The organism is Pelosinus sp. UFO1 (assembly GCF_000725345.1).
Lineage (GTDB): Bacteria > Bacillota > Negativicutes > DSM-13327 > DSM-13327 > Pelosinus.
In genome coordinates this window covers 3233813-3259505 of sequence record NZ_CP008852.1, presented here as the reverse complement: position 1 = coordinate 3259505, position 25693 = coordinate 3233813, and the positions used below count along the sequence as shown (strand labels likewise).

Below are 25693 nucleotides of genomic sequence, written 5' to 3'. Positions count from 1 at the left end.
TATCTTTTTAAATAAGATAGTATATAATAATGTTGCTGCCGATGATATAGGTTTGTCTCTGCATGACTACAGGAATACGGAGGATTACATGTTTAAGCCAGTTAAAACAAAGAAGATCTATGAGGAAGTCATTGAACAAGTGAAACAATTGATTGTCGATGGGAAATTACAGCCCGGCGATAAGCTGTTATCCGAACGTGAATTGTCAGAGAGACTTAGTGTTAGTAGGGCATCAATCCGTGAGGCATTTAGTGCATTGGAGATAATGGGTATTATAACCATCCGGCCGGGTGAAGGCAGTTTTGTCCGCCAAGTATCTTTTGAAGGCATGTTAGAACCACTATCTTTTTTATTACATGTAGACATTGATGATGTTATGAAGCTTTTAGAAGTTCGAAAGATTTTAGAGGTTGAAATTGCTGCGTTGGCAGCAGAACGAGCGACAGAGGAAGATATAGAGGATATACGCCAAGCCTTAAATCGAATGGTAGAAGAAGTGAATGCAGGGGAAATTGGTGATTCGGCAGATGCTGAGTTTCATTTTGCAATACTAAAGGCAGCTCATAATCCCATTTTAATCAAATTAATGAGTGCCGTTTCTGACTTAATGAGCAGTACTTTTCATTTCTCAAGGCAAAGACTGTTTATGACGGAAAATATGCCGAAAATTTTATATGATTCTCATTGTGCTATCTTTCAAGCGATTGTTCAGAAGAAAGGCAAATTAGCGAGTAATCGAATGGCCAAACATTTGCTAATGATAGAGAAGGCAATGGTTCAATTTAAAAGTGGAGGAGTAACTTCCCTAAGTACAATGGAAGAATTCTCCCGAGATTACAATCTAAAAACAGATTTTGGCTTTCCATCTTGAAACTAGCTGGGAGGCTTTTTCTTTTACCCAAAATGATTAAGAGATTCTCGTGGTAACCTTGGAATTTGGATAATCCAGATCTTTTCCTATAATACTATTGTCATAACTTAAGGGAGACGTTATAATAAAGAATAGTGACAAGACAGCTGTTTTTACATAGGAGGGAATTGTGGATATTATTACACGACTTGAGAAGGTACCTGTGACCAAATTTCATTATTACTTATTAATTATTACGGGCTTAGGCTGGATGTTCGATGCTATGGATACAGGCATAATTGCTTTTGTATTGCCAACTCTTGCAAAGGCATGGGGTTTGACAACAGCGCAAATGGGCTTTATTGGTAGCATTGGATTGGTGGGAATGGCATTAGGGGCAGTTTTATCTGGATCGATAGCAGACCGCTTTGGCCGTAAAAATGTGTTTGCAGTGACTCTCGTGATCTATAGCATTGCTACAGGCTTGTGTGGTTTGGCGTGGAGTTTTGAATCCTTATTGTTATTTCGCTTTTTGGTGGGCTTTGGCTTAGGAGGGCAGTTACCCGTCGCTGTGACCTTAGTGTCCGAATATGCGCCACCTTCAGCTAGAGGACGTTTTATTGTATTGTTAGAAAGTTTTTGGGGTGTTGGGTGGTTAGTTGCTGCGTTGATTGCGTATTTAATTATCCCTAACTATGGCTGGAATAGTGCTTTCTTTATTGGTGCATTACCAGCATTATATGTATTTAAAATTTGGAAGTCTGTACCGGAATCTGTCCCTTATTTGCTCGAAAAGGGGCGTGTACAAGAAGCTCATGATATTGTAAGTCATTTGGAAAAGAGTGCGGGGATAAAGCCCAATCCAACCATGATTGCACCAAAAGCAAGTTTAAAGAAGTCAGCTGTTTTTGCAGACCTATGGACGCCCCATTTTATAAAACGGACAATTATGTTGTGGTTATTATGGTTTGGAATTGTTTATTCTTATTATGGAATTTTTACTTGGCTACCATCACTAATGGTAGGACAAGGGTATACGGTACTTAAAACCTTTGAGTATGTATTAATAATGACATTAGCTCAATTACCTGGATATTTTGCCGCTGCGTATTTAGTAGATCGTATTGGCCGCAAAGCCACTCTGTCTGGATTTTTAGGGGCCTGTGCTGTATGTGCATATTTTTTTGGACAGGGAGGGAACGAAACGACAGTATTGCTATGGGGAAGTTTCATGTCTTTCTTTAATCTAGGAGCTTGGGGAGTCGTTTATACTTATACGCCTGAGTTATACCCCACAAAAGTTCGTGCTTATGCTTCAGGTTGGGCAGCAGCCGTAGGCCGGATTGGGGGAATATTAGCACCAACAGTTGTGGGCTATATGATTGCAGGTGATAATGGGTTTAACAAGGTTTTTACTATGTTCACTGTTGTAATGTTAGGGGTAGCTGCAGTTGTATGGTTTCTTGGAGAAGAGACAAAGGGCAGAACCTTAAAAGAAATCAGTGGATAACAATATACAATGCATTTAAGGAATTCAATTCTATATTGTTGGTCTGTCAGTAATAGGATATAGGGCATCGTTTGCTTCCTGCGTAACGCAACTCAACCCTATATCCCATTACTGACGATTCCCGTTTATAGCATCTCATTAAACTTATAGTAAGATATTATAAAATAACTCCTAACTTAGAATAAGACTTGACCCACGCCAAGTCTTATTCTAAGTTAGGAGTTATAAGTTCTCTACGTCTGAAGATGCATTAGGCTATTCTTATTTATTGCGTCTTCAAATAATTTGATGATATAATTACGTATAACTTTTTTAAGGGTGGTTTTTTTATGGGAATTAGTATGTTAATTGGGTTGGTAATTGCCTTTTTTGTATATAATGATGCACAGAGGAGAGGCCAAGCTTTTTTCACCTCGGTGTTGTGGGCTGTAGGTAGTGTGGCAATGCCCATTATAGTTGTACCACTATATTTATTGATTGGTCGTAAAGTTAGTGGTGGTGACAAACGGAGTACTGGCTCTAGCACGACGGATATCATTGATGTGGAAGCAACTGTGGTAGAGGAGACGGTGCCTTGCCCTATGTGCGGCAGAATGGTGCAAGAGGACTTTAAGGTGTGTCCGTACTGTAGTAATACATTACACCCTAAGTGTCATTCCTGTGGACAAGATCTGAATCGGGAATGGAAGGTGTGTCCTAACTGCCAGGCGCAGGTCGATCGCAAATAACAAGCTTTGATTATACAAATAATTAGACAGGTAGACAGGTTATTCATAATGTGGTATAATGAATTTCGTGGTCTAAAGCCATAATTGCGCCCGTAGCTCAGGGGATAGAGCATTGGCCTCCGAAGCCATGTGCGTAGGTTCGATTCCTGCCGGGCGCACCATAACGAAATTCAAGTCTTCTAGCTGTTGCTAGAAGGCTTTTTTTGTATGAAAACTGCTTATGTACTGCAAAAATCTTTTAAAAATCATTTTCTTGCCATATTGGTAAAGGGCGGTAATTTTGCTTTTGGGATCTTCTTTTACGATGAGACTGCAAGGATTTAAGGGAGATATATCCATTCTATAGCTTTATTTAAGATGCTACGCAATAATTTGTAATGCACTTGTGCCGATATCTAATAAAGAAAGCGTATCTTTCCATCCATACGCATACCTATTTTACTTAGTTCTTCAATGGAGCGTAAAATAACAGTTTTTTATTTGCCACCTTGACACTATCTTTAGTTGTAAGTATAATGGTTACAACTAAAGGTGATGAAGATGAAAATTAGCAGTCGTTTTGCTGTTGCAGTGCATATTTTATCTCTGTTAGCAGTAAGCCCAACATCTCACAATACATCAGAATGGATTGCGGGAAGTGTCAATACAAATCCTGTAATTATTCGTAGAGTTCTTGGGAAACTAAAAGAAGCCGGATTAGTGAATGTACGTCCTGGAACGGGAGGAGCTTATCTCGTTAAAACGTTACAGGAGATTACACTATTTGCGATTTATCAAGCGGTAGAAGTTGTTGAAGAGGATAATTTATTTCATCTTCATAAACAACCCAATCCTAAATGTCCCGTTGGAGCTAATATCCAATCCGTATTGCAATTAGTGCTAATAAGTGCACAATCTGCAATGGAAGAAGTATTAATGAAAGTAACAATGGCGCAATTAGTTGATGGCTTACTTCAAAAAATAGGTCCTGATTAACCTATTTTTTTAGATTGGTTGTAACTTATTTAGTTACAACTCGCTAAAATAAATAATTTGCATCACTCTCCTAAATAATATATAAAGGAATGAATTAAATTATGAAAATTGCATTAATCGGAGCGAGTGGGACGGTGGGACAGCGCATTTTACAGGAAGCATTAACAAGAGGGCATCAAGTCCTAGCAATTGTGCGTGATACTTCCCGTGTTACTCAACAGGATGAAAATTTGCGTGTAGTAGTGGGAGATCTTTTAAATCGCGAGAGCATTCGTAAGGCGATAGCAGGTTATGATGTGGTCATTAGTGCTTATGGACCATCACATGGAGCCGAAAATACTATGCAGACTGTGACCCAAGGATTGATTGATGCTGTCAAACAAGCTGGAGTGCAACGATTGTTGATCGTAGGTGGAGCTGGTAGTCTAGAAGTGGCTCCAGGTCTCAAACTTGTCAATACACCAGATTTTCCTGAGGCTTGGATAGCAATTGCATTGTCTGCTGCTGAAACCCTAGAAATTTATCGTAAGGCAGATTTGGACTGGACCTATTTTAGTCCTGCGGCCATGTTTCAACCGGGAGAACGTACAGGTGTATTTCGAATTGGTACCGATCAGCTTGTAGTTGATGAAAAAGGGGAAAGTCGAATTTCTACAGAAGATTATGCTATTGCTATGTTAGATGAAGTAGAAAAGCCTCGTTTTATCCGTAAACGGTTTACTATCGCATACTAAGCGAGGACGATCTTTAGAGATCGTTATTATCAGTCATTATTTAAAAGGAGGCTTATGAAATGAAGCCGCAAATTTATTATGTTATGGATACAATGTGTGGATGGTGTTATGGATTTAGTGATGTAATCGGCCAAGTTCATGAGAAGTATAAGAGTGATTTTGATATTACCATTTTGCCGGCTGGAATGTGGATTGGTGAGAATGTAAAAATAATGAATGACAGCTTGAGTCATTTCATCAGAACTCACAATATAACACTCACAAAATTAACAGGGAAAAAGTTTGGTGATGGATTTGAAAAAAATATACTGCAAAACAAGGTCGCTATTTTAGATAGTTTACCTGGTGCAAAAGCCGTTGTTGTTATGCAAGCAGTAAAAAAAGAAAAGTCGTTTGAATACTTAAAAGAAATACAGAATGCTTTTTATATGCATGGCAAAGATACGAATGATTGGCAACTTTATGCTGAGATTGCTGAGAACTTTGGTGTTTCAAAGGAAATATTTAAAAAAGAATATTTTTCTGACCAACATGAGAAAATCGTAAACGACTGCTTTGCACTGGCAGAGCAGTTAGGTGTATCAACCTATCCTAGTATAGTAGCTGTAATCGAGGGGGAAGCTAAATTAATTTCTCAGGGATATGTTGAGTGGAGTAAGTTAGAGGTAATACTTGATAGGTATATCTGAAAGCCAACGCTAAGTATGGTGGTACAATGTATTCTACTGTTGGTACTAATGATATAAATCGATTAGGATTCTTTCTGGGAGCATGGTAAAAAAAATAGATGCAACATTTGTCAATAAAAAGTTATACCAAATCATTCTAAAAACCTAGTAATGTTTCTAAAAAATTAGAAACATTACTAGGGCAGGGTTTATAGATTTTTTATAGGATATATTAGCAGATTATTCTTAAATATTAGAAAAGCCAATGAAAGGACGTTCCATGGAACATCCTTTCATTGGCTTTTCTATAGTATATCTGATCTTGGCACGATTCTTGCTAGTAATACTATTGTATAAATGATTGAACAATAGTAAAAGAGTGGAGATGATCATTATAGGTGTAAAATGTATTATAGCTAAATTTGCCAGCCTAAATATCAAGGAGGAAAGAAGATGATAGCACTATTAGGTTTGTTAACAATCGTAATCTTACTAGGTGTAATTATTACTAAGCGTATGTCGCCTTTGGTTGCCTTAATTGTGATACCTGTTATCGCATCGTTGCTTGGAGGTTTTGGACTAAGTACTAGTAAATTTATTATCAGCGGAATTCAAAATATAGCTCCGGTAGCGACTATGTTTGTTTTTGCAATTCTATTTTTTGGTGTAATGGGCGATGCAGGGTTGTTCGATCCCATTATTAATAGAGTACTAAAAGCCGTTGGTGCAAAACCCACACGGATATTAATGGGTACTGCCCTATTGGCGTTGCTTATACATCTTGATGGATCGGGAGCGGTATGTTTTTTGATTACCATTCCGGCAATGCTTCCGATTTATGAACGGTTAAAGATGGACAAAAGACTTCTTTGTTTAATGGTATCTATGGCAGCAGGTGTAAACTACTTGCCGTGGACGGGGCCTACCTTACGAGCTGCAGCAGCATTTAAGGTACCAGTTACTGAGGTTTTTACTCCACTGGTCATTCCCCAACTTGTGGGTCTAATCTACGTATTTACAGTAGCTTACTTATTAGGTAAAAAAGAAGCACGTCGCCTTGGTATTAAAGATGGTGAGACAACAGATATCGTGTTGAGAAGAGAATTAAAAGACGAAGAGATTGCACTGCGTCGTCCGAAAATGTTTTGGGTAAATGCTGTACTTGCTATTATTGTTATGGGTGTAATGATTGCTGGTGTAGTTGACCCCGCACCTATGTTTATGATTGGTACGGTATTAGCTTTGATAATTAACTATCCAGAAGTAAGTCAACAAAAGGCTAGAGTCGATGCTCACGCGAAAGCGGCTTTAATGATGGCTAGTATTTTGTTAGCTGCTGGGTCATTTGTAGGAATAATGAGCGGTACAAAAATGATTACAGCCATGGCTCAGGTGGCAGTTTCTTTTGTTCCCCCAGCCTTAGCTCAGCACATTCCTTTTGCTATGGGAATTATTTCAATGCCCCTTAGCTTACTGTTCGACCCCGATTCTTTCTACTTTGGTGTACTGCCAGTAGTGGCTGAAGTGGGCAAAATGTTAGGAGTTCAGCCAATTGCAGTAGCGCAAGCGGCCCTTATGGGACAAATGACGGTAGGTTTCCCGGTTAGCCCATTAACTCCTGCTACGTTTCTTATTATTGGTTTAACCGGTATAGAATTAGGTGAACATCAAAAGTTTTCCATCCCATATCTTTGGATGGCTTCTATAATTATGACAATTACTTGTGCGATTATTGGGGTATTCCCGTTTTAGGGATTCCCAGAAAAATAGAGAGGTGTTAAGCGTGGAAAAAATTCGAATTGGATCCGGTGCTGGATATTCAGGTGACAGGATTGAACCAGCTGTAGAATTAGTAGAAAAGGGAAATATTCAATACTTAGTATTTGAGTGTTTAGCAGAAAGAACAATTGCAATAGCTCAACAAGCCAAAATGAAAGACCCAAATGCGGGATATGATGGGCTTTTGGTAGAGCGTATGGAAGCGGTTTTAGCTGGTTGCAAACAAAAAGGCATTAAAATAATAACGAATATGGGGGCTGCCAATCCCATTGCCGGTGCGAAAAAGATTAAGGAAATTGCAATGCAGTTAGGCATTACAGGGCTAAAGATTGCTGCTGTGACAGGTGACGATGTAGTAGAAACTGTACGATCTGGAGATTACTCAATTTTAGAGACTGGCGAAAATTTATCAACGATAAAAGATAAAATTGTATCTGCTAACGCTTATCTTGGGACTAAACCAATTGTTGAAGCGCTTAAAAATGGTGCGGATATTATTATTACAGGGCGAGTTGCCGACCCAGCTTTATTTTTGGCACCACTAATATATGAGTTTAATTGGTCCGATGAAGATTGGGATATGATGGGGCAAGGTACTGTGATTGGCCATTTATTGGAGTGCGCAGGACAAATAACGGGTGGTTACTTTGCAGATCCAGGTTATAAAGATGTGCAAGGATTAGCACGCTTAGGTTTCCCTATTGCTGAAGTGCAAAAAGATGGTACTTTCATTATTACTAAGGTTCCAGGTTCGGGTGGTAAAGTTACTCTTGCTACTTGTAAAGAACAGTTGTTGTATGAGATACACAATCCTGTAGCTTATATTACTCCTGATGTTGTGGCTGATTTTACTAGTGTTCAATTTACTCAGGTAGGGGAAGATCAGGTACAGGTTAAAGGCGGAAAAGGATTGTCAAAAACAGACTTCCTTAAAGCTTCTATAGGTTATATTGATAGTTATATGGGAGAAGGGCAAATCAGTTATGCTGGTCCTGGAGCAGTAGCTCGCGGGAAATTAGCGCTAAAAATTGTTGAGGAAAGACTTAAGATTGTGGGAGTAGAGTATCAAGAAGTTAAGTTTGACCTTATTGGAATTGACTCTCTTCATGGTTCGGAGATTTCTAGGGCTGAGCATGAGCCCTATGAAGTTCGTGTCAGGGTGACTGGTCGTACGCAAAATATGAAAGAAGCCATTCGTGTCGGCAATGAAGTGGAAACCTTATATACCAATGGCCCAGCAGGAGGCGGCGGTGCCACCAAGTCTGCCAAACAAGTTGTAGCAATGGTGTCTGCGCTTGTGCCTCGTTCATTAGTAAATTACAATCTATATTATGAGGTGGTTTAAGATGAAACTAAGAGAAATCGCTCATTCTCGAACTGGGGATAAAGGTAATATCTCAAATATTTCAGTAATTGCTCATGATCCAGGGCAATATCCTATTCTCAAAAAATATGTCACGGCAGAAAAAGTGAAAGAGTTTTTCTCCGAAATTGTAAAAGGAGAGGTTGTACGTTATGAGCTCCCCAATATTGGTGCTCTTAACTTTGTTTTATATAGTGCCCTTGGCGGTGGAGTAACGCGTACATTATCCTTAGATGCCCATGGGAAATCTCTCAGCTCTGCGCTTATGAATTTGGAAGTTCCAATTGAGTAACAAATTTGAAGCGCAGTTAAAAAAACACAATTTACCATTGTCACAATAATAAAGCTAACGCATAAGGACATTTAGTAAGATAAATGTCTTTATGCGTTGAATTGCTTGTAAATGTTTGTAAAATATATGTAATTTGTAGATGATATTAGTTAAAAAAGGATATTGTAGAAAATTGTAGAAATAGCTTAATACTAATGGTAAGGGGTGATGAAAAATGAATTCAATTAAAACAAAGTTAATTATTGTCGTTGGTTTATTAATCTCAATATCGTTAGGTATTTTATGGACTTTTAACTATTGGAATACAAGGCAACTGCTAATCGTAGATACAGAGGAATATCTTACGTTACAAGCTGGAACAACTGGGAAACAAGTAGGAGATTTTTTTGATTCACGTGTTGCGGAAATTAGTTTGATGGCAAGCTCGCCTACTTTAGTAGGGGGAGATCAACAAGCAATTATTAGCTATTTGAAAGATGAAGAACAACGCAATAAAAAATATATTCGATTCTTTTTCACAGATCAATTAGGAACTGTTTTTTATACAGATGGAACAAGTGCAAATATTGCTCAACGTGATTATTTTAAGAAGGTTATGGAAACAGGACAGGCATTTGTGCCCGATCCAGTAATTTCACGTGTAGATGGAAAGCCGATCATTACTGTAGTTGCTCCTATAAAAAAAGGTAATAAAGTAGTGGGAATTTTAGGCGGTTCCGTTTCTTTAGAAAATGCGGCAAGTGACGTCGTAAAAGTCAAAGTAGGGCAAACAGGCAGCGCCTTTATAATAAAAAATGACGGTGTAGTGATTGTTCATCCTGATGCCACCAAAATAATGAAAGCCAATTTACAGTCTGACCAAGACATAGATGCCAGCTTAAAAGCTGCAACAGAAAAAATGATTAAAGGGGAAAGTGGTATTACCCATTACTCCGATAATAACATTGATACCTATATAGCTTATGCTCCCATCAGTGGAACGAATTGGAGTATTGGAGTGCATGTTCCTGTTGTTGAGGTCATGGGAAAACTTCAAGCCTTTATGCTTTCGGCAGGTATTAGTTTTGTTATTATACTCTTATTAACTATTGGGATTGTTTTCTTCTTTGCAGGCTATTTAGCGAAACCCATTCAAGTGCTAAGTGTTTTTGTTAACCGTATTGCTAGCGGCGATCTAACAGGGGAAGGTCTAGAAATTAGCGCAAAAGATGAAATTGGAAGCTTAGCAAAGGCATTTGAATTAATGGCAAATAATCTACGCAATCTATTAAGACAAATTGGGCAAACAGCAGAACAATTAGCTGCATCTTCACAGCAATTGACTGCGAACTCTGAACAGTCGGCCCAGGCTTCCGGTCAAGTTGCATCCTTGATAGTAGCTGTGGCAAATGAGGCGGAAGGGCAAAAGGCTTCTACAAATGAAGTGTCAAAGGTAATGAAAAACATGAATGGTGGAATACAAAATGTAGTTGAAAAAACCAATACTGTGACAGAAGCGACGGAAAAGACGGCTGCTTCTTCTATGGAAGGTGAGAAGGTTGTCAAGGACGCTATTTACCAAATGCAGAGTATTGAAGATGCTGTAACTGATTCTGCCAAAGTAGTAGAAATATTAGGAGAAAGATCAAAGGAAATCGGTGATATTGTTGGAACAATTTCTGAGATAGCAGGGCAAACAAATCTCTTAGCATTAAACGCTGCCATAGAAGCAGCAAGAGCTGGTGAGCAAGGGCGTGGATTTGCAGTAGTAGCTGATGAAGTACGCAAGTTAGCTGAGCAGTCTCACGGTGCTGCTAGTCGAATCGCGGATTTAATTAGTGAAATTCAGTTAGAAATAGATAAAGCAGTAGTAGCGATGAACAAGGGAACGAAAGAAGCCCAATTAGGTACAGAAGTGATCAATAATGCGGAAGTAAAGTTTGGTGCGATTTCTCAGTTAGTTAACGAAGTTACTGGGCAAGTAAGAGATATAAAAGTACAAATCGAAATAATGGCACAAAATAGTGAGACGATTGTTTGTGAAGTAGGTGATGTGGATATTGCCAGTAAAAATATGGCGGCAAGAACGCAAGAAATTTCTGCAACTATTGAAGAACAATCAGCAGCATCAGAAGAACTAGCTTCTTCAAGCAAAAGTTTAGCCATGATGGCCGAGGAGCTGCAAGAAGCAGTACATAAATTTAAGTTTTGATCTAGGAATGCGGAAATTACCTTTATTTTCCCAAATATAGGAGCAAGGTGCTGAAGGAGGAAAGTATGTTTTACAAGGGACAAGATAATGTTGATGATCTTAAAAATGTGTTGTCTTCTCCAGAATCTGCTGAAAAATGGTATATACAAATACTGAATTCAATAAATAATGGGATTTTAGTCACTGATGAACAATTAGTTGTTCGCTATATTAATTCGGAATATACTCGTATTACAAATGTTAAGGAGGATGAAATCGTAGGATTTCACCTCCTTAAAGTTAGACCTGGTGCTTTGCTGCCTCAAGTGGTTACGATGGGAAAACCTCTTCTTGGACAATATAGACGAGAGGGAGAGGTTGAATATATCGTAGACATGGCGCCAATCATTGTAGAGGGAAAGATCGTTGGTGGTGTGTCTGTAGTGAAAGATATTACTGAAGTCCGACGATTATCGGAAGAAGTCAAAAAAATTGCCAAAAAGACAGGCCGTTTAAAAACAATGGTTGACCGGATCTATAAAGCAAAGTACGCATTTGATGATATTATAGGAAATAGTATTTCAATGAATGAGGCAATAAGAGTAGCGAAAAGAGCTGCTCAAGGAGAGGCGGATATACTGATTACGGGAGAAAGTGGTACAGGTAAAGAACTTTTCGCCCAAGCGATTCATAATGCAAGTAATCGGCAAATGGGCCCATTTGTGGCGCTGAACTGTGCAGCTATTGCTCCTTCTTTAATAGAAAGCGAATTGTTTGGTTATGAAGAGGGGGCATTTACTGGAGCGAAAAAAGGAGGTAGGATTGGTCTATTTGAGATTGCAAGTGGTGGCACAATTTTCTTAGATGAAATCGCTGAACTCAATCTTGAAGTACAGGCTAAATTACTACGGGTATTACAAGAAAGATCAATACGACGTATTGGTGAAACGAGTGAAGTTTCTATTGATATTCGGGTTATGGCAGCTACCAATAAAGATCTTTATCGTATGGTGCAAGAGGGAAAGTTTCGAGCAGATGTTTATTATCGTCTCAATGTATTGAATGTACATTTGCCACCTCTTGCAGAGAGAGGATTCGATATAACTTTATTGGCAAATAATTTTTTCCAATTTTATTTTCGAAAAATTGGCAAAAGCTTTGAAGTAGACAAGAAACTGATGGAAGTTCTTCTGCAATATTCTTGGTCCGGTAATGTGCGAGAATTGCGTAACGTGATTGAATATGCGGTAAATATGTGTGATGAGGATAATATAATAACTACATTACATTTGCCTAAGTGGTTTAAAATTGATGATGAGCGTCAAAGAATTCCTACTAGTTCGTTAGCGGAAATGGTGCAGGAATTTGAAAGAAGAACAATTAAAAATGCCATACAACATTATGGAGCGAGTGTAGAGGCAAAACAGAAGATTGCGAAAGAATTAGGTATTTCTGTTGCTACTCTCTATAATAAAATTAAAATATTGGAAACACAAAATAGAGAGTAAAAAAATTCTATTAATTGAGAAATTTAATCATTTGTTTCTTAAAAGTTAGAAATGCCGTATAGGTTGTTTTCAATAGCTTTGCGTTGATACATTGTTGTGATTTATTGAAAGATTTATAAGAATGTAGAAATTATTAAAGGAGCCATTATTATGGCTCCTTTATTTATTAGTGAAGTGATCTTGGCATGGTTTTTGCAAGTTATTGTGATGATAAGATTCGCAATTTAGTTTGTTTATTGACCAAGGGGAGGAAAAAATCTTGAATAAAGTTGTACAACATGAAGAACTATATTCCCTTTTTAAGGATAATGGGACAGTTATGGTAGGCGGATTTATGGGGGTGGGAACACCTACGTCCTTAGTGGGTATTTTAGTAGACAAAGGAATCAAAGACATTACACTTATTGCTAGTGACACAGCTACTCCTGATACTGGTGTTGGACCGTTAATTGTAAATCGGCAAGTTAAAAAAGTAATTACATCTCATATCGGGACAAATCCAGAAACGGGCAAACAAATGATAGCAGGCGAGCTAGAGGTAGAGCTTACACCCCAAGGGACTCTCGCCGAAAAAATTCGGGCAGGTGGTGCCGGACTAGGTGGATTTTTGACTCCTACGGGTATTGGAACAGTAGTTGAAGAGGGGAAACAAAAATTACTGGTAAATGGAAAAGAATATTTACTGGAAGTTCCGCTAAAAGCTGATATAGCATTGTTGAAAGCATATAAGGCTGATAGGGCAGGGAATCTAGTTTTTCGCCAATCTGCTCGTAATTTTAACCCTATTATGGCATTGGCTGCAGATATGGTAATTGTTGAAGTAGAAGAACTTGTTGAAATTGGACAGATTGCTCCAGATGAAGTAATGACCCCAGGGGTTCTCGTTGATAAAATTGTTTGCTGTGGGAGGCGTATTTGATGGTAGCGTATAGTGCGAAAGAAATAATTGCTTGCAGAGTGGCGGCGGAAATGGTAGATGGGGACGTCGTAAATTTGGGAATTGGTTTACCAACTCTAGTTCCAAACTATTTGCAGGAAGATATAAAAATTACCCTTCAATCGGAAAATGGGTTTCTAGGCTTGGCTCCATTAAGTGGCGTTCCTGATCCAGATTTGGTCAATGCAGGTGGTAAGCCAGCAGGTATTTCTCTTGGTGGAGCTACATTTGATAGTCTAATGTCATTTGCCTTGATTCGAGGCGGGCATATTGATGTAACAGTACTTGGTGGATTACAGGTTGACCAAAGTGGTAATTTAGCAAATTGGATGGTTCCAGGGAAGATGATTCCTGGTATGGGTGGGGCAATGGATTTGGTTGCTGGATCAAAAAAGGTTATTGTTGCTATGGAGCACACAGCAAAAGATGGCTCAGCAAAAATAATTAAAGAATGCAATCTTCCCCTCACAGGTAAAGGGGTTGTTTCTTTGATTGTTACTGAACTTGCTGTAATTAGAGTTACATCTGAAGGACTGGTACTCGAAGAAATATCGCCTAACGCTACCTTGGAAGAAGTAATTGCAAAGACGGAAGCACAACTAACGATCAGTGATACCTTGGCTACTATGAAGGGGATAAGTAAATTAGATAACATATAAAATTTCAATTTAGATCCAAGTTTTTGGATGGCAATAAAATTTAAAAGTGAGGTTAGCGAAGATGAGGGAAGTTGTAATTGTTAGTGCAGTGCGTACGGCAATTGGTAGTTATAATGGTAGTTTAGCAGAAGTTTCTGCAGTGGAATTGGGGGCATTAGTAATTAAAGAAGCGATTAAACGAGCCGAGATTGATCCAGTAGAAGTGGAAGAAGTCATTATGGGGAACGTTCTGCAGGCTGGTTTAGGACAGAACCCTGCTCGTCAATCCGCTCTTAAAGCTGGATTAGCAATTGAAGTGCCTGCCCTTAGTATTAATAAGGTATGTGGATCGGGCTTAGAGGCTGTTAATTTGGCAGCAAGGGCAATTTTAGCTGGTGATGCCGATATTATTGTAGCTGGCGGTATGGAAAGCATGAGTAATGCTCCGTATTTACTGGAAAAAGCACGTCGTGGTTATCGAATGGGACATAGTGAATTAATCGACTCCATGATTACAGATGGCCTATGGTGTGCAACAAATGACTATCATATGGGGATTACCGCTGAAAATGTGGCGCAAAAGTACGATATTACTCGTGAAATGCAGGATGAGTTGGCAGCTATTAGTCAAGAAAAAGCAGTCAGAGCCATTGCCGAGGGAAGATTTAAAGAGGAAATTGTCCCTGTAGTTATTCCGCAAAGAAAAGGAGATCCTATCGTATTTGATACAGATGAACATCCTAAAAAGGGGACCACAGTTGAAAAGTTAGCTACTTTACGAACCGCTTTTCAAAAAGACGGATCTGTAACGGCAGGAAATGCCTCTGGTCTTAATGATGGGGCAGCAGCATTTGTTGTTATGTCTCTTGATAAAGCGAAAGAATTAAAGCTTACACCCTTGGCCCGCATTCGTTCCTTTGCTTCTGCGGGGGTAGATCCTAGTATTATGGGAATGGGACCTGTACCTGCATCCCTTAAGGCTTTAGCTAAAACGGGACTAACTGTAAAGGATCTTGACTTAATTGAAGCTAATGAGGCTTTCGCAGCCCAATTTCTAGCAGTAGGAAAGGAATTGGGTCTTGAAAAGGAAAAAGTGAATGTAAATGGTGGTGCTATAGCTCTTGGTCATCCTGTAGGGGCTAGCGGGGCAAGAATTTTAGTAACATTGCTTCATGCGATGAAACAAAGAAATGCTAAGGTAGGTTTGGCGACACTTTGCATTGGTGGGGGGCAAGGGGTAGCGACAATAGTAGAAAAAATGTGATTTATGAGTGATTGCAGATAAAACTGCAATCACTTTCATATTATTGGCATGAAAGGAAGTGGGAATTAAGGGAGGAGAAGTAGAGATTATTTTAAAAGAGGAAATAGTATATATTTTTAATGCGAAAATGCATTACTTTTACATTTATTTTGTATTGATATAAATTGAATGCTGTGATAGTATTAGTGGATGAAAAGTAAACGTGATGGAGGTTACAATGTATAAAAATAGAAATATAGCGATTGTATTATTACTTGTTCTTTGTGTAAGCATTGTAATTCCTATTCCTGCATATGCTTCACCACAAGCCGACTCTTCTTCAAGTAAAGGATTACTCAATACCATATTTGACGTACTATCTAGTATATTTCATATCAATCTAAATCAAACGAATAATTCAGTCAAAACGATTCCAACCCAAACCAGGTCACCTGGAAGTAAGGATGTGCTTGGTTTTTATGCGGAATGGTATGGAGATGATACTTCTTCCTATAACGACCTAAAAAAGCACATTGATTCTATTGGCACGATAGCACCCTTTTGGTCTACTCTCCATGAAGATGGCTCCGTAACCGATCGGGGTGGTAATAATCATTCTTCAGTAGTGAACTATGCACATAACAATAAAGTAACTACGTTACTCATGGTAAATAACGCAAAGCAGAACGATCCTAATACAGGTATACATGAGGTATTGGGGAATCCTTCCATACGAAAAATTGCGATTGATAATCTTGAAGCATATATAAAAAAATATGGCTTAGACGGAATTAATATTGACTTTGAAATGGTGCCAGCAAATGATCGTGACAATTTAACCACCTTTATGCGGGAACTATCAGCCCGTTTAAAACCTCAAGGCTTGCTTGTCACAATTGATGTTTTACCTAAACATAACGAAGATAATGATGTAGCAGCAGCCTATGATTATGCCCAACTTGCTCAATATTCAGATAAAGTTATACTTATGACTTACGATTACCATGCAGGTTGGAATAATGCCGGTTCTGTTGCTGATATCAACTCTGTAGAAGCTGATTTAAAATATGCACTAACTTTAATTCCTAAGAACAAGGTTTATTTGGGCGTTGCCAGTTATGGCTATGATTGGACAAGCCAAGGCGCTAAAAGTCTTGAATATGGTGAAATTCAGAAGGTGATCAATAGCTATAGTCCAAGTGTCCAATGGGATGAAACATCAAAGTCACCGCATTTTAGTTATACGAGTACAGATGGGGTAGAGCACCAGGTATGGTATGAAAATAGTCAAGGTTTACAATATAAACTAAATCTTGTGAATAACTATGATATTGCCGGAATTGCACTATGGAAGCTAGGAGATGAGGACCCCCTCTCATGGCAGGTAATTAAAGATAATCTAAAAGGTTAGCTTCTAGTAAATCTCAGGATAGGAAAAGAGGTGCAAAAATTTGCACCTCTTTTGATTGTCTCTTATAAAGGGGTACTTCTTTAGTATAAGTAGAGAAGCGACATGGCTTTCGAAATTGTGATATTATTGTAGTGAATGCTACCGTTTAATATCGAGTCTTGCGTGAAACGAAAGGAATGGATATTTATGAAAAACAATAGTCAACTTATGATGCGTGCTGCCGTAGTTGGTGTTGTTGGTATTATGTTTGTCGTTAGTTATTTGTTGGCACCCGAGTTTATAAACAGGATGACTCCTTTGTTTTTGCAAGGCAATATCGCCGGAAGTATTGAGTTTATCCAATCATATGGGCCTTATGCTATGCTTGTGAGTTTTCTAATCATAGTATTTATTAATATTGTTGCCGTTTTACCCAATTTTTTGATCGTCGCCGCCAATGGAGTTATTTTTGGTGTAGTAGAAGGCACGTTGATTTCATGGATTGGAGAATCAGTCGGCGTAATTATTAGCTTTATTTTAATGCGGTATTTGTTCCGCACTAACGCCCAGAGCGTCATTGCGCGTAATAAGGGTCTAAAGAGGATTGATGACTTTAGTGGGAAAAGGGGTTTGCAGATTATGTTAGTGGCACGGAGTATTCCGTATGTCCCCTCTGGGCTTATTACCGCCATAGGTGCACTTAGCAGTATTGGGTTAACAGACTATATCATAGCAACATTTATTGGAAAACTGCCATCGGCATTAATAGAAGTTACCCTAGGGCATGATTTGCTATCTTATCGGGAGCATATAGTGCGATTGACTTTATTAACGGTAATTTCTGCACTAGCATATTACTTATTTGTACATCACAAAAAGAATCAAAGTCACTAAAGAGGTGATGGACTCTTAGATACTTCCCAATACATGTTAGAAGGGAGATTGGACACGTAATAGGTCATGTAAGAAATCAATGAAGAAGAGGAATCACTACTAATCAAACCCATGGAGGGTATTGCCTAGTAGTAGTCACCCTAATTCTAGTCATGATTTCGTTGGACAAACTGTAATTCATTATAAGAAACTTTTTTTGACAAAAATAAAAAAGAAAAGTACAATTATATTGCGTTTTATAAATGCGAGCGAGCTTTTTTACGGCCCACGGCATAAGTTATTTGCTAGTGGGCGTTTGCTTTGCGTAGGCATAGCAAATACTAGAAAAGTAAAATTCGATAAGAGAGGCTGAGTATATGATTACGGTACGAGAGAAAGTGCGCTTTGTAGAAACAGATATGATGGGAGTAGCGCATCATTCCAATCATTTTCGCTGGTTTGAGATGGGGCGGGTAGAGTATTTACGCCAAGCAGGTATTTCGTTGATTGACCTGATGAATGAGGGAATTGTTTTTCCAATTACTCATGTTGAGTGTCAGTATCGTGCATCTGCCAAATTTGACGATTATATTTTAATTGAAACGACAATGACGGAAGTATCGCCTGTGAAAATGGTGTTTACATATAGAATTATTAGAGAAATTGATGGGGTATTATTAGCTGCTGGTAAGACTATAAATGTTTTCGCTACTAGTCAGGGGAAAATTGTTCGCCTGCCAGGTGTTTATTTTAATAAGCTTAAAATGGCTTTTGAAAACAAGGAAAATCAATGTATATAACAAAAAAAAATTAGATAGAATATGTTGTTAGGAGGTGTGGTTATTGAATAGGAATGCGCCCATTGGTGTTTTTGATTCAGGGATTGGCGGTCTTACGGTTGTGAAGGAATTGATGAAATTCATGCCGCAAGAAGATTTAATTTATTTTGGGGATACGGCACGCACACCTTATGGATCTCGTCCTCCCGCAGAAATTATTTCATTTATGCATCAAATTCTTGGTTTTTTTGCAGCGCAAAAGGTGAAAATGGCAGTAGTTGCCTGTAATACAATGACGGCTTTAGGTTTGGAAATGGCAAGAACGCAATATCCTTTTTCTTTAGTTGGGGTGAATACAGGAGCAGATCTAGCGTATGAGGTTAGTAGGAATAAAAAAATAGGTGTAATGGCAACCCAAGCTACCATTAACAGTGAAAATCATGCTAGGGCAATTCATAAAAAGGATCTGGATGCTTTTGTTTATCAACAGCCGTGTCCTAAATTGGTTCCCTTAATTGAGAAACAGCAGGTTGAAGGGCTGGATATAGAATTGGCAATTACCGAATATTTGCTGCCTATGAAGCAGGCAGGCGTTGATGCGGTAATATTAGGTTGTACTCATTATCCTTTTGTAAGTTCGGTTATCGAGAAAATAATAGGGAATGATATTAGTATTATCGATCCTGCTAGAGAAACTGCAATGGAAGCAAAGCAGTTATTAGAGGCACAAGGACAATTATCTAATCGAACGCAAGGCAAAGTACGATTGTGTTTTTCAGCAGATTTGGAACGGGCTAAAAAAATGGCTAGTTTTATGTTTGATATAAGGGAAGTAGAGTTTGAATTAGTGAATTTAGAAGAATTTACTAGATTTTAACAAGCTAAATTCAAGTAGTACTGGGAAAGTTATATAGCCCTGAAGGGAAAATTTTGGTATACTAGTATAGGTAAAAAATAATTCTTCTTGAGATGGGGGCCTTTTTGTGGAATTCTTGGTGACAATAGTATTATTAGCTGCATTAGTGGCAGTTGTCGTGTGGTTGTTTATTGCAAAGCAAGGTGATGCAGAGTTTGAATTTATCGTTAGTCAACGGACTAATTTCACTTTAGTTGAACAAACGGAACAAGCAGCTACTTTTTCTTGTAAAGTACCATTTATAAATAAAGGATCCCAAGATGGTACAATTATGGATGCTTATCCGCGTCATCTACTGCCTTATGAGCAGTTTGATGGTGTAGAGGTTAGTTCTAGGATGGAGCTTACTACGGCACCGCGGACTGATAATTATTTTGAAGCCGTTATCGTTCCGCAAGGAACAGGCGGAACAGTGATTATTACAGTTACTTTTACAGCAAAAAATGGTGATATAAAAAATACTTTAGACAATTTATATGAGTTATCCGTAGATATGCCTATTGATATTACATACCAAATTGTAGCGCGCACTCCTTGGTATATTCATAAGACGCGTATGATTATGACGTGTGATGAAATTATTGCGGCTATGCGGGCGCAGAATATTGCAGAATAGGAGGGCTAGTAATGGCAGAACTTGAACTTAAACCAGTAGGTACACGTATTTTAACTGATAAAGACAATATTGTAGATATGATTGAAAAATATGCAAAACAAGATATTGGGCCAGATGACGTGGTATCCGTAGCAGAAAGTGTAGTTGCGATTACCCAAGGAAGAGTGACAAGACCAGAAGACTTAAAAGTATGTTTTATGGCAAGAGTTTTATGCCGTTTTGTTCCGCAAAAGGGTAGCCTATCCAGCGTATATGGCATGCAGTCAGCAATGGATGCGGAAGGCAAATGGCGTATTTTGTTTGCAATGATTATTGGGATGTTAGCTAAGATCGTAGGTAGGAATGGTGTTTTTTATGAGCTGGCAGGTCCACAGGCTGCTTTAGTAGATGATGTGACAGGTACTATGCCACCTTTTGATAAATGCTTGGTGTATGGACCGCATGATCCCAATGGTGTTGCTGAAGAAATTAAGCGTCGGTTAGGCTGCTATGGTGCAGCAGTAGCTGATGTAAATGATCTAAAGCGAGCTGCAGTACTTGGTGTTTCAGAAGGTCTTGATCCTAAAAATTTGGCGAAAATTTTGATTGATAATCCTTTTGGCAATGCATCTCAACGAACACCAATCGTTATTATTAAGAATTATGCAGTTGTTGCGAAAATGGCTAAAAGCCAAGCATAAAAATAGATTCTGTCTAGAGTACATAATAAAATCTTTTGTCTGTTGACTAACAGGCTAAGAAAGAGGATAGAATAAAAACTATCCTCTTTCTTATTTTTATTGTAGAATTAAATGATATCAAGGCAGTCTTTAGAAAGTATATCTGTATATTCCTAAAAAAAGAGGGGATAGTATATGTTCTTAGGGCTTGATGTAGGTGGTACATTTACTGATGGTGTAGCGGTGTCGGCAGGAAAAATTATCAGTACAGTAAAAACCCCCACAACTCATAATAATCTTCTAGAGTGCATCTTAAGAGCAATTGATAAAGTAGTTCTGGATACTGGGAATAAAAATTTTGAAAGAATCGCACTATCCACTACGATTGTTACCAATGCCTTAGTTGAAGACAAGATTGATAAGGTTGGCTTATGCATTATGCCAGGGCCAGGAATGAATATAAAAGATGCGTTACCCAAAGCCCCCTATATTGTATCGGGCTATATTGATCACCGTGGCCATGAGGTTGCTCGGCCGAAAGAGGAAGAAGTGATGGCAGCATGTCGTCATTTTTCGTCATGTGATATTTTTGCTATTTCCGGGAAATTTGCCGTGCGTAACTCTAGTTATGAATCGATGATTGCTGATTGGATCAGGGAAAAGGTCAAACCAAGTCATATCAGTTTAGGGGCAAGGGTATCAGGATCTCTTAATTTCTTGCGGCGAACAAACTCAGCATATTACAATGGAGCGGTATGGCGTCATTTTAATCAATTCGCTACGGCGGTGGAAGATGCTTTATTATCGAGGGGAATCTGTGGCCCTGTATATGTATTAAAAGCAGATGGTGGAACCTTACCTTTGGCAGTTGCTCGCGAATTTCCAGTAGAAGCTATTTTTACTGGTCCAGCAGCGAGTGTACTAGGTATTATGTCCATGCATCCTACGAGAGGTCCTGCTGTCTCACTTGATATTGGAGGTACTACTACAGATATTGCATTATGGCAGAAAGGTACACCTATTTTTGCTGAACAGGGAGCTAAGGTTGCTGGCTATGCAACATCAGTTCGTGCGTTTCGCCTTAAATCTATAGGAATCGGTGGCGATAGTTTCGTGCGGTGGGAAAAGAATGCTTTAAAGGTTGGTCCCGTGCGTTATGGTCCTGCCATGGCTGTCGGCGGGTCTAAACCAACGATAACCGATGCGATGATTGCTATTGGATTGATTGAGTTTGGTGATAAACAATTGGCGATAAATGCTATGAAGGAGTTAGCCTTAGAAGGGCAAACACCGTATGAAGTAGCAAATATGGCATTGGATGAGGCTGTTACTTGCATATACCAGGCTGTGATGTCCTTGTTGGCTGAGCAGGAGGCTGAGCCCGTATATCGGGTAGAAGATATTGTGCAGGGCAGGAGAATAAATATTGAACAAATTCTTGGTGTTGGAGGCGGAGCCATAGGGCTTATACCTTTGGTTGCCAAGAAGATGGGGCTAAGTTACCATCTTCCAGATCATGGTATGGTAGCCAATGCGATTGGTGCAGCGGTAGCTAGGCCTACATTAGACCTTACGTTAAGAGCAGATACGGTAGAGGGATATTATACCGTTGCCGAACTAGATATAAAAAGTAGACTGCCAAAGTCTAGATTTACCTTAGAAGATGCTTCCTTACTAGCTGAGCAGCATTTAGCAGAGTTAGCAAAAGTCAACGGAATTTTTCTTGGTGAGACAGAATTAATACAGGCAGAAGAATTTAATGTAATCCGTGGTTTTAATACGGTGGGGAAGATTATAACCTGCCGGTTACAAGTTAAGCCCGGTGTATTGTTGCCTAGTAAGGAGGTGTTCTAGTGGCTAACCAAAAGTTAGGATTAGTTTTTTTCCCGGCTTTTGATTGGGCTATTAGTCCAGCCCACCCTGAGCGCGAAGAAAGGTTATTATATACTAGGGATCAAATTGTGGAAGAGGGTTTGCTCGACATGCCCTGTATAAGAGAATATAAACCCCAAATAGCGCAGTATAAAGACTTAGAGCGAGTACATATTGGTGTTCCAGATTTATCGTCACTTATTACAAATGCTCACCTTGTTTCTGCTGGCGGCGCCATTGCTGCTGCAGATGCAGTAATGAGGCGCGAAGTGGATAGGACATTCGCTCTAGTACGTCCACCAGGACATCATGCTATGCGTGTGGTCCATGGTACGAGAGGGTTTTGTACAATTAATATTGAGGCAATTATGGTGGAGTATTTACGTAAGACCTATGGCATTGGTAAAGTTGCTATTGTAGATACTGATGTACATCATGGAGATGGCACCCAAGATGTTTTTTATCATGATCCTAATACCTTGTTTATTTCCTTTCATCAAGATGGACGTACGCTGTATCCAGGAACTGGCTTTACTAATGAAATGGGTAGTCCCAATGCACTTGGTACGACTTTAAATATTCCCCTGCCGCCTGGAACTACAGATGCTGGCCTTCACGAGGTACTAGATCATTTAATTTTGCCAGTCCTAAATGACTTTAAGCCGGATATTATTATTAACTCGGCTGGGCAAGATAATCATTATAGTGATCCCTTGGCGAATATGGCAATTACGGCGCAAGGATATGCTAGGCTTGCTGATAAATTAAAGGCAGATATTGCAGTATTAGAAGGGGGGTATTCGATTGAGAATGCTCTGCCTTACGTGAATGTAGGAATTATATTAGCGATGGCTGGAATGGACTATAGTAAAGTCATTGAGCCTGATATTGCTACTTGCCCCGTTCAATCTTCTGCTGTCACTCGCTCCATAACTGCTATAATAAAAGAACGGCAAAATATGTGGGCTACAAAAGAAAAACTGCAACAAGAGGCAATTGCCCAGGCCGGTCAATTTTGGCAAAGAGAGCGTAGCATCTATTATGACGATGCCGGCATAGATGAACGGCAAAAAGAAGTGGTACGTTTATGTCCTAACTGTTCTGGATATGTTACGATAGAAACAGAGGCACATGGTATGTTTGGTTATAAATCTGCTTATATTGCTACGATCCCCAATTATGCTTGTCCAACTTGTCAAAAGGCAGCTTATGATGCGGCATATAAGGCAAAGAAACAAGGAAAGCAGCAGCTATATTTTGTACAAAATAAGATGGAAGATAGGCTGGAAATAATGTAAGCGTCAAATTTGAGGAGGAATAAAAAACAATGAATCGATTGGATGGCCGAGAGGCTGGTGCTATGCGCCCTGTAAAGATCACTCGCAATTATTTAAAATATCCTGAAGGATCAGTGCTAATTGAAGTTGGTAATACTAAAGTGATATGCGCTGCTACTATCGAAGATAAAGTACCCCATTTTATGAAAGGCACCGGGGAAGGTTGGATTACTGCTGAATACTCCCTGTTGCCACGCTCTACACAAGTTCGTAACGTTCGGGAATCGGCTAGAGGAAAAGTGACAGGTCGAACCCATGAAATACAACGGCTAATTGGCAGGGCTCTACGGAGTGTAGTAGATTTAAAAGCGCTAGGTGAAAAGACGATTTGGATTGACTGTGATGTAATACAGGCTGATGGAGGGACAAGAACGGCGGCGATAACAGGTTCTTTTGTTGCTATGGTAGATGCCATAAATAGCGTTTATACGAATAATGAAAAACCATTTGCGGTAAAAGAATTCTTGGCTGCTGTGAGTATTGGTGTGGTAAAGGACACAGTGATTGCTGATCTATGTTACGAGGAAGATTCGGCAGCCATGGTAGATATGAATGTTGTAATGACTGGGAGTGGACAATTTGTCGAGGTGCAGGGTACAGGAGAGAAACGTCCCTATAGCCGTCAAGAGTTACAGCAAATGCTCGAAGTTGCCGAAAAGGCGGTTGAGCAATTGATTGATTATCAAAAAGATGTACTAGGACCCTTGTCGTGGAAGGTAGGACGTGAACCATGAAAGAAATAGTGGTGGCAACGACCAATAAAGGCAAAATAGCTGAGATTGCATTGGTGTTGGCCAAGTTACCAGTTAAAATATTGGCACTAGGTGATTTTGGTGATATTCCTGAAGCGGTGGAAAATGGTGATAGTTTTGCAGCAAATGCTAAGATAAAAGCGGAGCATTATGCTTTTTATACTAAAAAAGCTTGTTTGGCTGATGATTCTGGATTAGAAGTAGATGCCTTAGGTGGAGCGCCAGGTATTTACTCTGCACGTTATGCTGGCGAAGATGCAGATGATGCAATGAATAATCAAAAATTATTAGCAGAATTAGCAGGCGTTCCAAGCAATAAGCGGAGTGCTAGGTTTCGCTGTGTTTTGGCTTTTGCAGATATAGATGGAACGATTATCACTGTTGATGGGAGTAAAGAAGGGGTTATTGGTCAAGAGATGCGGGGGGCAGAGGGCTTTGGTTATGATCCATTGTTTTTTATGCCTGAAATGGGAAAAACAATGGCGGAATGTTCAAAAGTTGAAAAAAATAAGATTAGTCATCGAGGAGAGGCCTTAAAAGGTATGGCTAGTAGACTAGGGGAGTATTTAAAATGAGAATAGGGGTCATCAGTGATACCCATGGTGACCGAGCATCAATCAAACAAGCGGTTAAGGTAGTTCCGAATGCCGATATGTGGTTACATGCTGGTGATTATAGTCAGGATGCAGCGTATTTAGCTAGTTTAGTAGCTGTTCCTGTGTTTGCTGCAAAAGGAAATTGTGATGGGCAGACTTCTGCAAAAATCGATGAGTTTATAGAAGTTGCTGGTAAGAAAATTTGGCTGACCCATGGACATCGTTATAGTGTAAAACAAGGTGCGGGTGATTTGATAGAATGGGGTAGGCAGTATGAGGTGGACATTATTATTTATGGACATACGCATATACCAGATCAGCTTTGGTATGAAGGTTTACTAATTTTTAACCCAGGTAGTGCCGCTGAGCCACGTGTAGGTTCTGGGACTTGTGGTGTTATAGAAATTACTAATGAGGGTAAAATAACGGAACAAATTATTGAAATTGGTCTATAAAAAAACGAACAGTATTCAAGTTAGTTTGTTAAAAGAAAAAAGCGCCGTAAGGC

At 39.2% G+C, this 25693-nt stretch carries 25 protein-coding genes and 1 tRNA gene; all 26 read left to right on the top strand.

What is annotated here, in order from left to right:
• Positions 1–88 precede the first annotated feature (88 nt).
• Positions 89–871, top strand: a complete 783-nt coding sequence (locus tag UFO1_RS15500) for a FadR/GntR family transcriptional regulator (RefSeq protein WP_038672242.1) — start codon at positions 89–91, stop codon at positions 869–871.
• Between the two features lie 169 nt (positions 872–1040).
• The gene (locus UFO1_RS15495; protein ID WP_038672240.1) at positions 1041–2360 is read left to right on the top strand and encodes an MFS transporter; all 1320 of its coding nucleotides are present in this window, start codon (positions 1041–1043) and stop codon (positions 2358–2360) included.
• A 329-nt stretch (positions 2361–2689) separates the two neighbouring features.
• Positions 2690–3088, top strand: a complete 399-nt coding sequence (locus tag UFO1_RS15490; RefSeq protein WP_038672238.1) for a zinc ribbon domain-containing protein — start codon at positions 2690–2692, stop codon at positions 3086–3088.
• A gap of 86 nt (positions 3089–3174) precedes the next feature.
• A tRNA-Arg gene (locus UFO1_RS15485) sits at positions 3175–3249 on the top strand.
• Positions 3250–3628: 379 nt separating this feature from the next.
• Positions 3629–4063 carry an Rrf2 family transcriptional regulator gene (locus UFO1_RS15480; protein WP_038672236.1) on the top strand — a complete coding sequence of 145 codons (435 nt, stop codon included), beginning with the start codon at positions 3629–3631 and terminating at the stop codon, positions 4061–4063.
• 101 nt (positions 4064–4164) lie between these two features.
• Positions 4165–4797 carry an NAD(P)-dependent oxidoreductase gene (locus tag UFO1_RS15475; protein ID WP_038672234.1) on the top strand — a complete coding sequence of 211 codons (633 nt, stop codon included), beginning with the start codon at positions 4165–4167 and terminating at the stop codon, positions 4795–4797.
• Positions 4798–4856: 59 nt separating this feature from the next.
• Positions 4857–5486: a DsbA family protein gene (locus UFO1_RS15470; protein WP_038672232.1), complete on the top strand. Its 630-nt coding sequence runs from the start codon at positions 4857–4859 to the stop codon at positions 5484–5486.
• 432 nt (positions 5487–5918) lie between these two features.
• Positions 5919–7217: a CitMHS family transporter gene (locus tag UFO1_RS15465; RefSeq protein WP_038672229.1), complete on the top strand. Its 1299-nt coding sequence runs from the start codon at positions 5919–5921 to the stop codon at positions 7215–7217.
• A gap of 31 nt (positions 7218–7248) precedes the next feature.
• Positions 7249–8589: an acyclic terpene utilization AtuA family protein gene (locus tag UFO1_RS15460; RefSeq protein WP_038672227.1), complete on the top strand. Its 1341-nt coding sequence runs from the start codon at positions 7249–7251 to the stop codon at positions 8587–8589.
• A 1-nt stretch (position 8590) separates the two neighbouring features.
• A complete protein-coding gene (locus UFO1_RS15455; protein WP_038672225.1) occupies positions 8591–8899 on the top strand; it encodes a hypothetical protein in 309 nt (102 codons plus the stop codon).
• Positions 8900–9113: 214 nt separating this feature from the next.
• On the top strand, positions 9114–11090 hold the full coding sequence (locus UFO1_RS15450) for a methyl-accepting chemotaxis protein (RefSeq protein ID WP_038672223.1): 1977 nt from the start codon (positions 9114–9116) through the stop codon (positions 11088–11090).
• A gap of 65 nt (positions 11091–11155) precedes the next feature.
• Positions 11156–12577 carry a sigma-54-dependent Fis family transcriptional regulator gene (locus tag UFO1_RS15445; RefSeq protein ID WP_038672221.1) on the top strand — a complete coding sequence of 474 codons (1422 nt, stop codon included), beginning with the start codon at positions 11156–11158 and terminating at the stop codon, positions 12575–12577.
• Positions 12578–12836: 259 nt separating this feature from the next.
• Positions 12837–13496: an acetate CoA-transferase subunit alpha gene (gene atoD, locus UFO1_RS15440; protein ID WP_038672219.1), complete on the top strand. Its 660-nt coding sequence runs from the start codon at positions 12837–12839 to the stop codon at positions 13494–13496.
• Complete coding sequence (locus tag UFO1_RS15435; RefSeq protein ID WP_038672217.1) at positions 13496–14173, top strand: 3-oxoacid CoA-transferase subunit B; 678 nt, start codon at positions 13496–13498, stop codon at positions 14171–14173. Before atoD ends, UFO1_RS15435 begins: the two co-directional genes overlap by 1 nt.
• Positions 14174–14234: 61 nt before the next feature.
• Positions 14235–15416: an acetyl-CoA C-acetyltransferase gene (locus UFO1_RS15430; RefSeq protein WP_038672215.1), complete on the top strand. Its 1182-nt coding sequence runs from the start codon at positions 14235–14237 to the stop codon at positions 15414–15416.
• A 217-nt stretch (positions 15417–15633) separates the two neighbouring features.
• Positions 15634–16806: a glycosyl hydrolase family 18 protein gene (locus tag UFO1_RS15425; RefSeq protein ID WP_038672214.1), complete on the top strand. Its 1173-nt coding sequence runs from the start codon at positions 15634–15636 to the stop codon at positions 16804–16806.
• 186 nt (positions 16807–16992) lie between these two features.
• The gene (locus UFO1_RS15420) at positions 16993–17679 is read left to right on the top strand and encodes a TVP38/TMEM64 family protein (protein WP_051788963.1); all 687 of its coding nucleotides are present in this window, start codon (positions 16993–16995) and stop codon (positions 17677–17679) included.
• 356 nt (positions 17680–18035) lie between these two features.
• Positions 18036–18458 carry a thioesterase family protein gene (locus UFO1_RS15410; RefSeq protein WP_038672210.1) on the top strand — a complete coding sequence of 141 codons (423 nt, stop codon included), beginning with the start codon at positions 18036–18038 and terminating at the stop codon, positions 18456–18458.
• 43 nt (positions 18459–18501) lie between these two features.
• Positions 18502–19314 carry a glutamate racemase gene (murI, locus tag UFO1_RS15405; protein ID WP_038672208.1) on the top strand — a complete coding sequence of 271 codons (813 nt, stop codon included), beginning with the start codon at positions 18502–18504 and terminating at the stop codon, positions 19312–19314.
• Between the two features lie 106 nt (positions 19315–19420).
• The gene (locus tag UFO1_RS15400; protein ID WP_038672206.1) at positions 19421–19969 is read left to right on the top strand and encodes a hypothetical protein; all 549 of its coding nucleotides are present in this window, start codon (positions 19421–19423) and stop codon (positions 19967–19969) included.
• Positions 19970–19980: 11 nt separating this feature from the next.
• Positions 19981–20649: a coenzyme F420-0:L-glutamate ligase gene (locus tag UFO1_RS15395; RefSeq protein ID WP_038672204.1), complete on the top strand. Its 669-nt coding sequence runs from the start codon at positions 19981–19983 to the stop codon at positions 20647–20649.
• 174 nt (positions 20650–20823) lie between these two features.
• Positions 20824–22482 (top strand): hydantoinase/oxoprolinase family protein, encoded by a 1659-nt coding sequence (locus UFO1_RS15390; protein WP_038672202.1) that lies wholly within the window; start codon positions 20824–20826, stop codon positions 22480–22482.
• Positions 22482–23798: a histone deacetylase gene (locus tag UFO1_RS15385; protein ID WP_038672200.1), complete on the top strand. Its 1317-nt coding sequence runs from the start codon at positions 22482–22484 to the stop codon at positions 23796–23798. The genes UFO1_RS15390 and UFO1_RS15385 overlap by 1 nt, the downstream gene beginning before the upstream one ends.
• 29 nt (positions 23799–23827) lie before the next feature.
• On the top strand, positions 23828–24571 hold the full coding sequence (gene rph, locus UFO1_RS15380) for a ribonuclease PH (protein ID WP_038672197.1): 744 nt from the start codon (positions 23828–23830) through the stop codon (positions 24569–24571).
• Entirely contained in the window at positions 24568–25164 is a 597-nt protein-coding gene (locus UFO1_RS15375) for an XTP/dITP diphosphatase (protein WP_038672195.1), read from the top strand. The genes rph and UFO1_RS15375 overlap by 4 nt, the downstream gene beginning before the upstream one ends.
• Positions 25161–25640: a metallophosphoesterase gene (locus tag UFO1_RS15370; protein WP_038672193.1), complete on the top strand. Its 480-nt coding sequence runs from the start codon at positions 25161–25163 to the stop codon at positions 25638–25640. The genes UFO1_RS15375 and UFO1_RS15370 overlap by 4 nt, the downstream gene beginning before the upstream one ends.
• Positions 25641–25693: the final 53 nt, after the last annotated feature.

Bases quoted from the DNA above. Each gene is read 5' to 3' on its own strand.
- UFO1_RS15500 (WP_038672242.1), top strand. From the start codon at position 89: ATGTTTAAGCCAGTTAAAACAAAGAAGATCTATGAGGAAGTCATTGAA.
- UFO1_RS15490 (WP_038672238.1), top strand. From the start codon at position 2,690: ATGGGAATTAGTATGTTAATTGGGTTGGTAATTGCCTTTTTTGTATAT.
- UFO1_RS15480 (WP_038672236.1), top strand. From the start codon at position 3,629: ATGAAAATTAGCAGTCGTTTTGCTGTTGCAGTGCATATTTTATCTCTG.
- UFO1_RS15475 (WP_038672234.1), top strand. From the start codon at position 4,165: ATGAAAATTGCATTAATCGGAGCGAGTGGGACGGTGGGACAGCGCATT.
- UFO1_RS15470 (WP_038672232.1), top strand. From the start codon at position 4,857: ATGAAGCCGCAAATTTATTATGTTATGGATACAATGTGTGGATGGTGT.
- UFO1_RS15465 (WP_038672229.1), top strand. From the start codon at position 5,919: ATGATAGCACTATTAGGTTTGTTAACAATCGTAATCTTACTAGGTGTA.
- UFO1_RS15455 (WP_038672225.1), top strand. From the start codon at position 8,591: ATGAAACTAAGAGAAATCGCTCATTCTCGAACTGGGGATAAAGGTAAT.
- UFO1_RS15450 (WP_038672223.1), top strand. From the start codon at position 9,114: ATGAATTCAATTAAAACAAAGTTAATTATTGTCGTTGGTTTATTAATC.
- UFO1_RS15445 (WP_038672221.1), top strand. From the start codon at position 11,156: ATGTTTTACAAGGGACAAGATAATGTTGATGATCTTAAAAATGTGTTG.
- UFO1_RS15435 (WP_038672217.1), top strand. From the start codon at position 13,496: ATGGTAGCGTATAGTGCGAAAGAAATAATTGCTTGCAGAGTGGCGGCG.
- UFO1_RS15430 (WP_038672215.1), top strand. From the start codon at position 14,235: ATGAGGGAAGTTGTAATTGTTAGTGCAGTGCGTACGGCAATTGGTAGT.
- UFO1_RS15425 (WP_038672214.1), top strand. From the start codon at position 15,634: ATGTATAAAAATAGAAATATAGCGATTGTATTATTACTTGTTCTTTGT.
- UFO1_RS15420 (WP_051788963.1), top strand. From the start codon at position 16,993: ATGAAAAACAATAGTCAACTTATGATGCGTGCTGCCGTAGTTGGTGTT.
- UFO1_RS15410 (WP_038672210.1), top strand. From the start codon at position 18,036: ATGATTACGGTACGAGAGAAAGTGCGCTTTGTAGAAACAGATATGATG.
- UFO1_RS15395 (WP_038672204.1), top strand. From the start codon at position 19,981: ATGGCAGAACTTGAACTTAAACCAGTAGGTACACGTATTTTAACTGAT.
- UFO1_RS15390 (WP_038672202.1), top strand. From the start codon at position 20,824: ATGTTCTTAGGGCTTGATGTAGGTGGTACATTTACTGATGGTGTAGCG.
- rph (WP_038672197.1), top strand. From the start codon at position 23,828: ATGAATCGATTGGATGGCCGAGAGGCTGGTGCTATGCGCCCTGTAAAG.
- UFO1_RS15375 (WP_038672195.1), top strand. From the start codon at position 24,568: ATGAAAGAAATAGTGGTGGCAACGACCAATAAAGGCAAAATAGCTGAG.
- UFO1_RS15370 (WP_038672193.1), top strand. From the start codon at position 25,161: ATGAGAATAGGGGTCATCAGTGATACCCATGGTGACCGAGCATCAATC.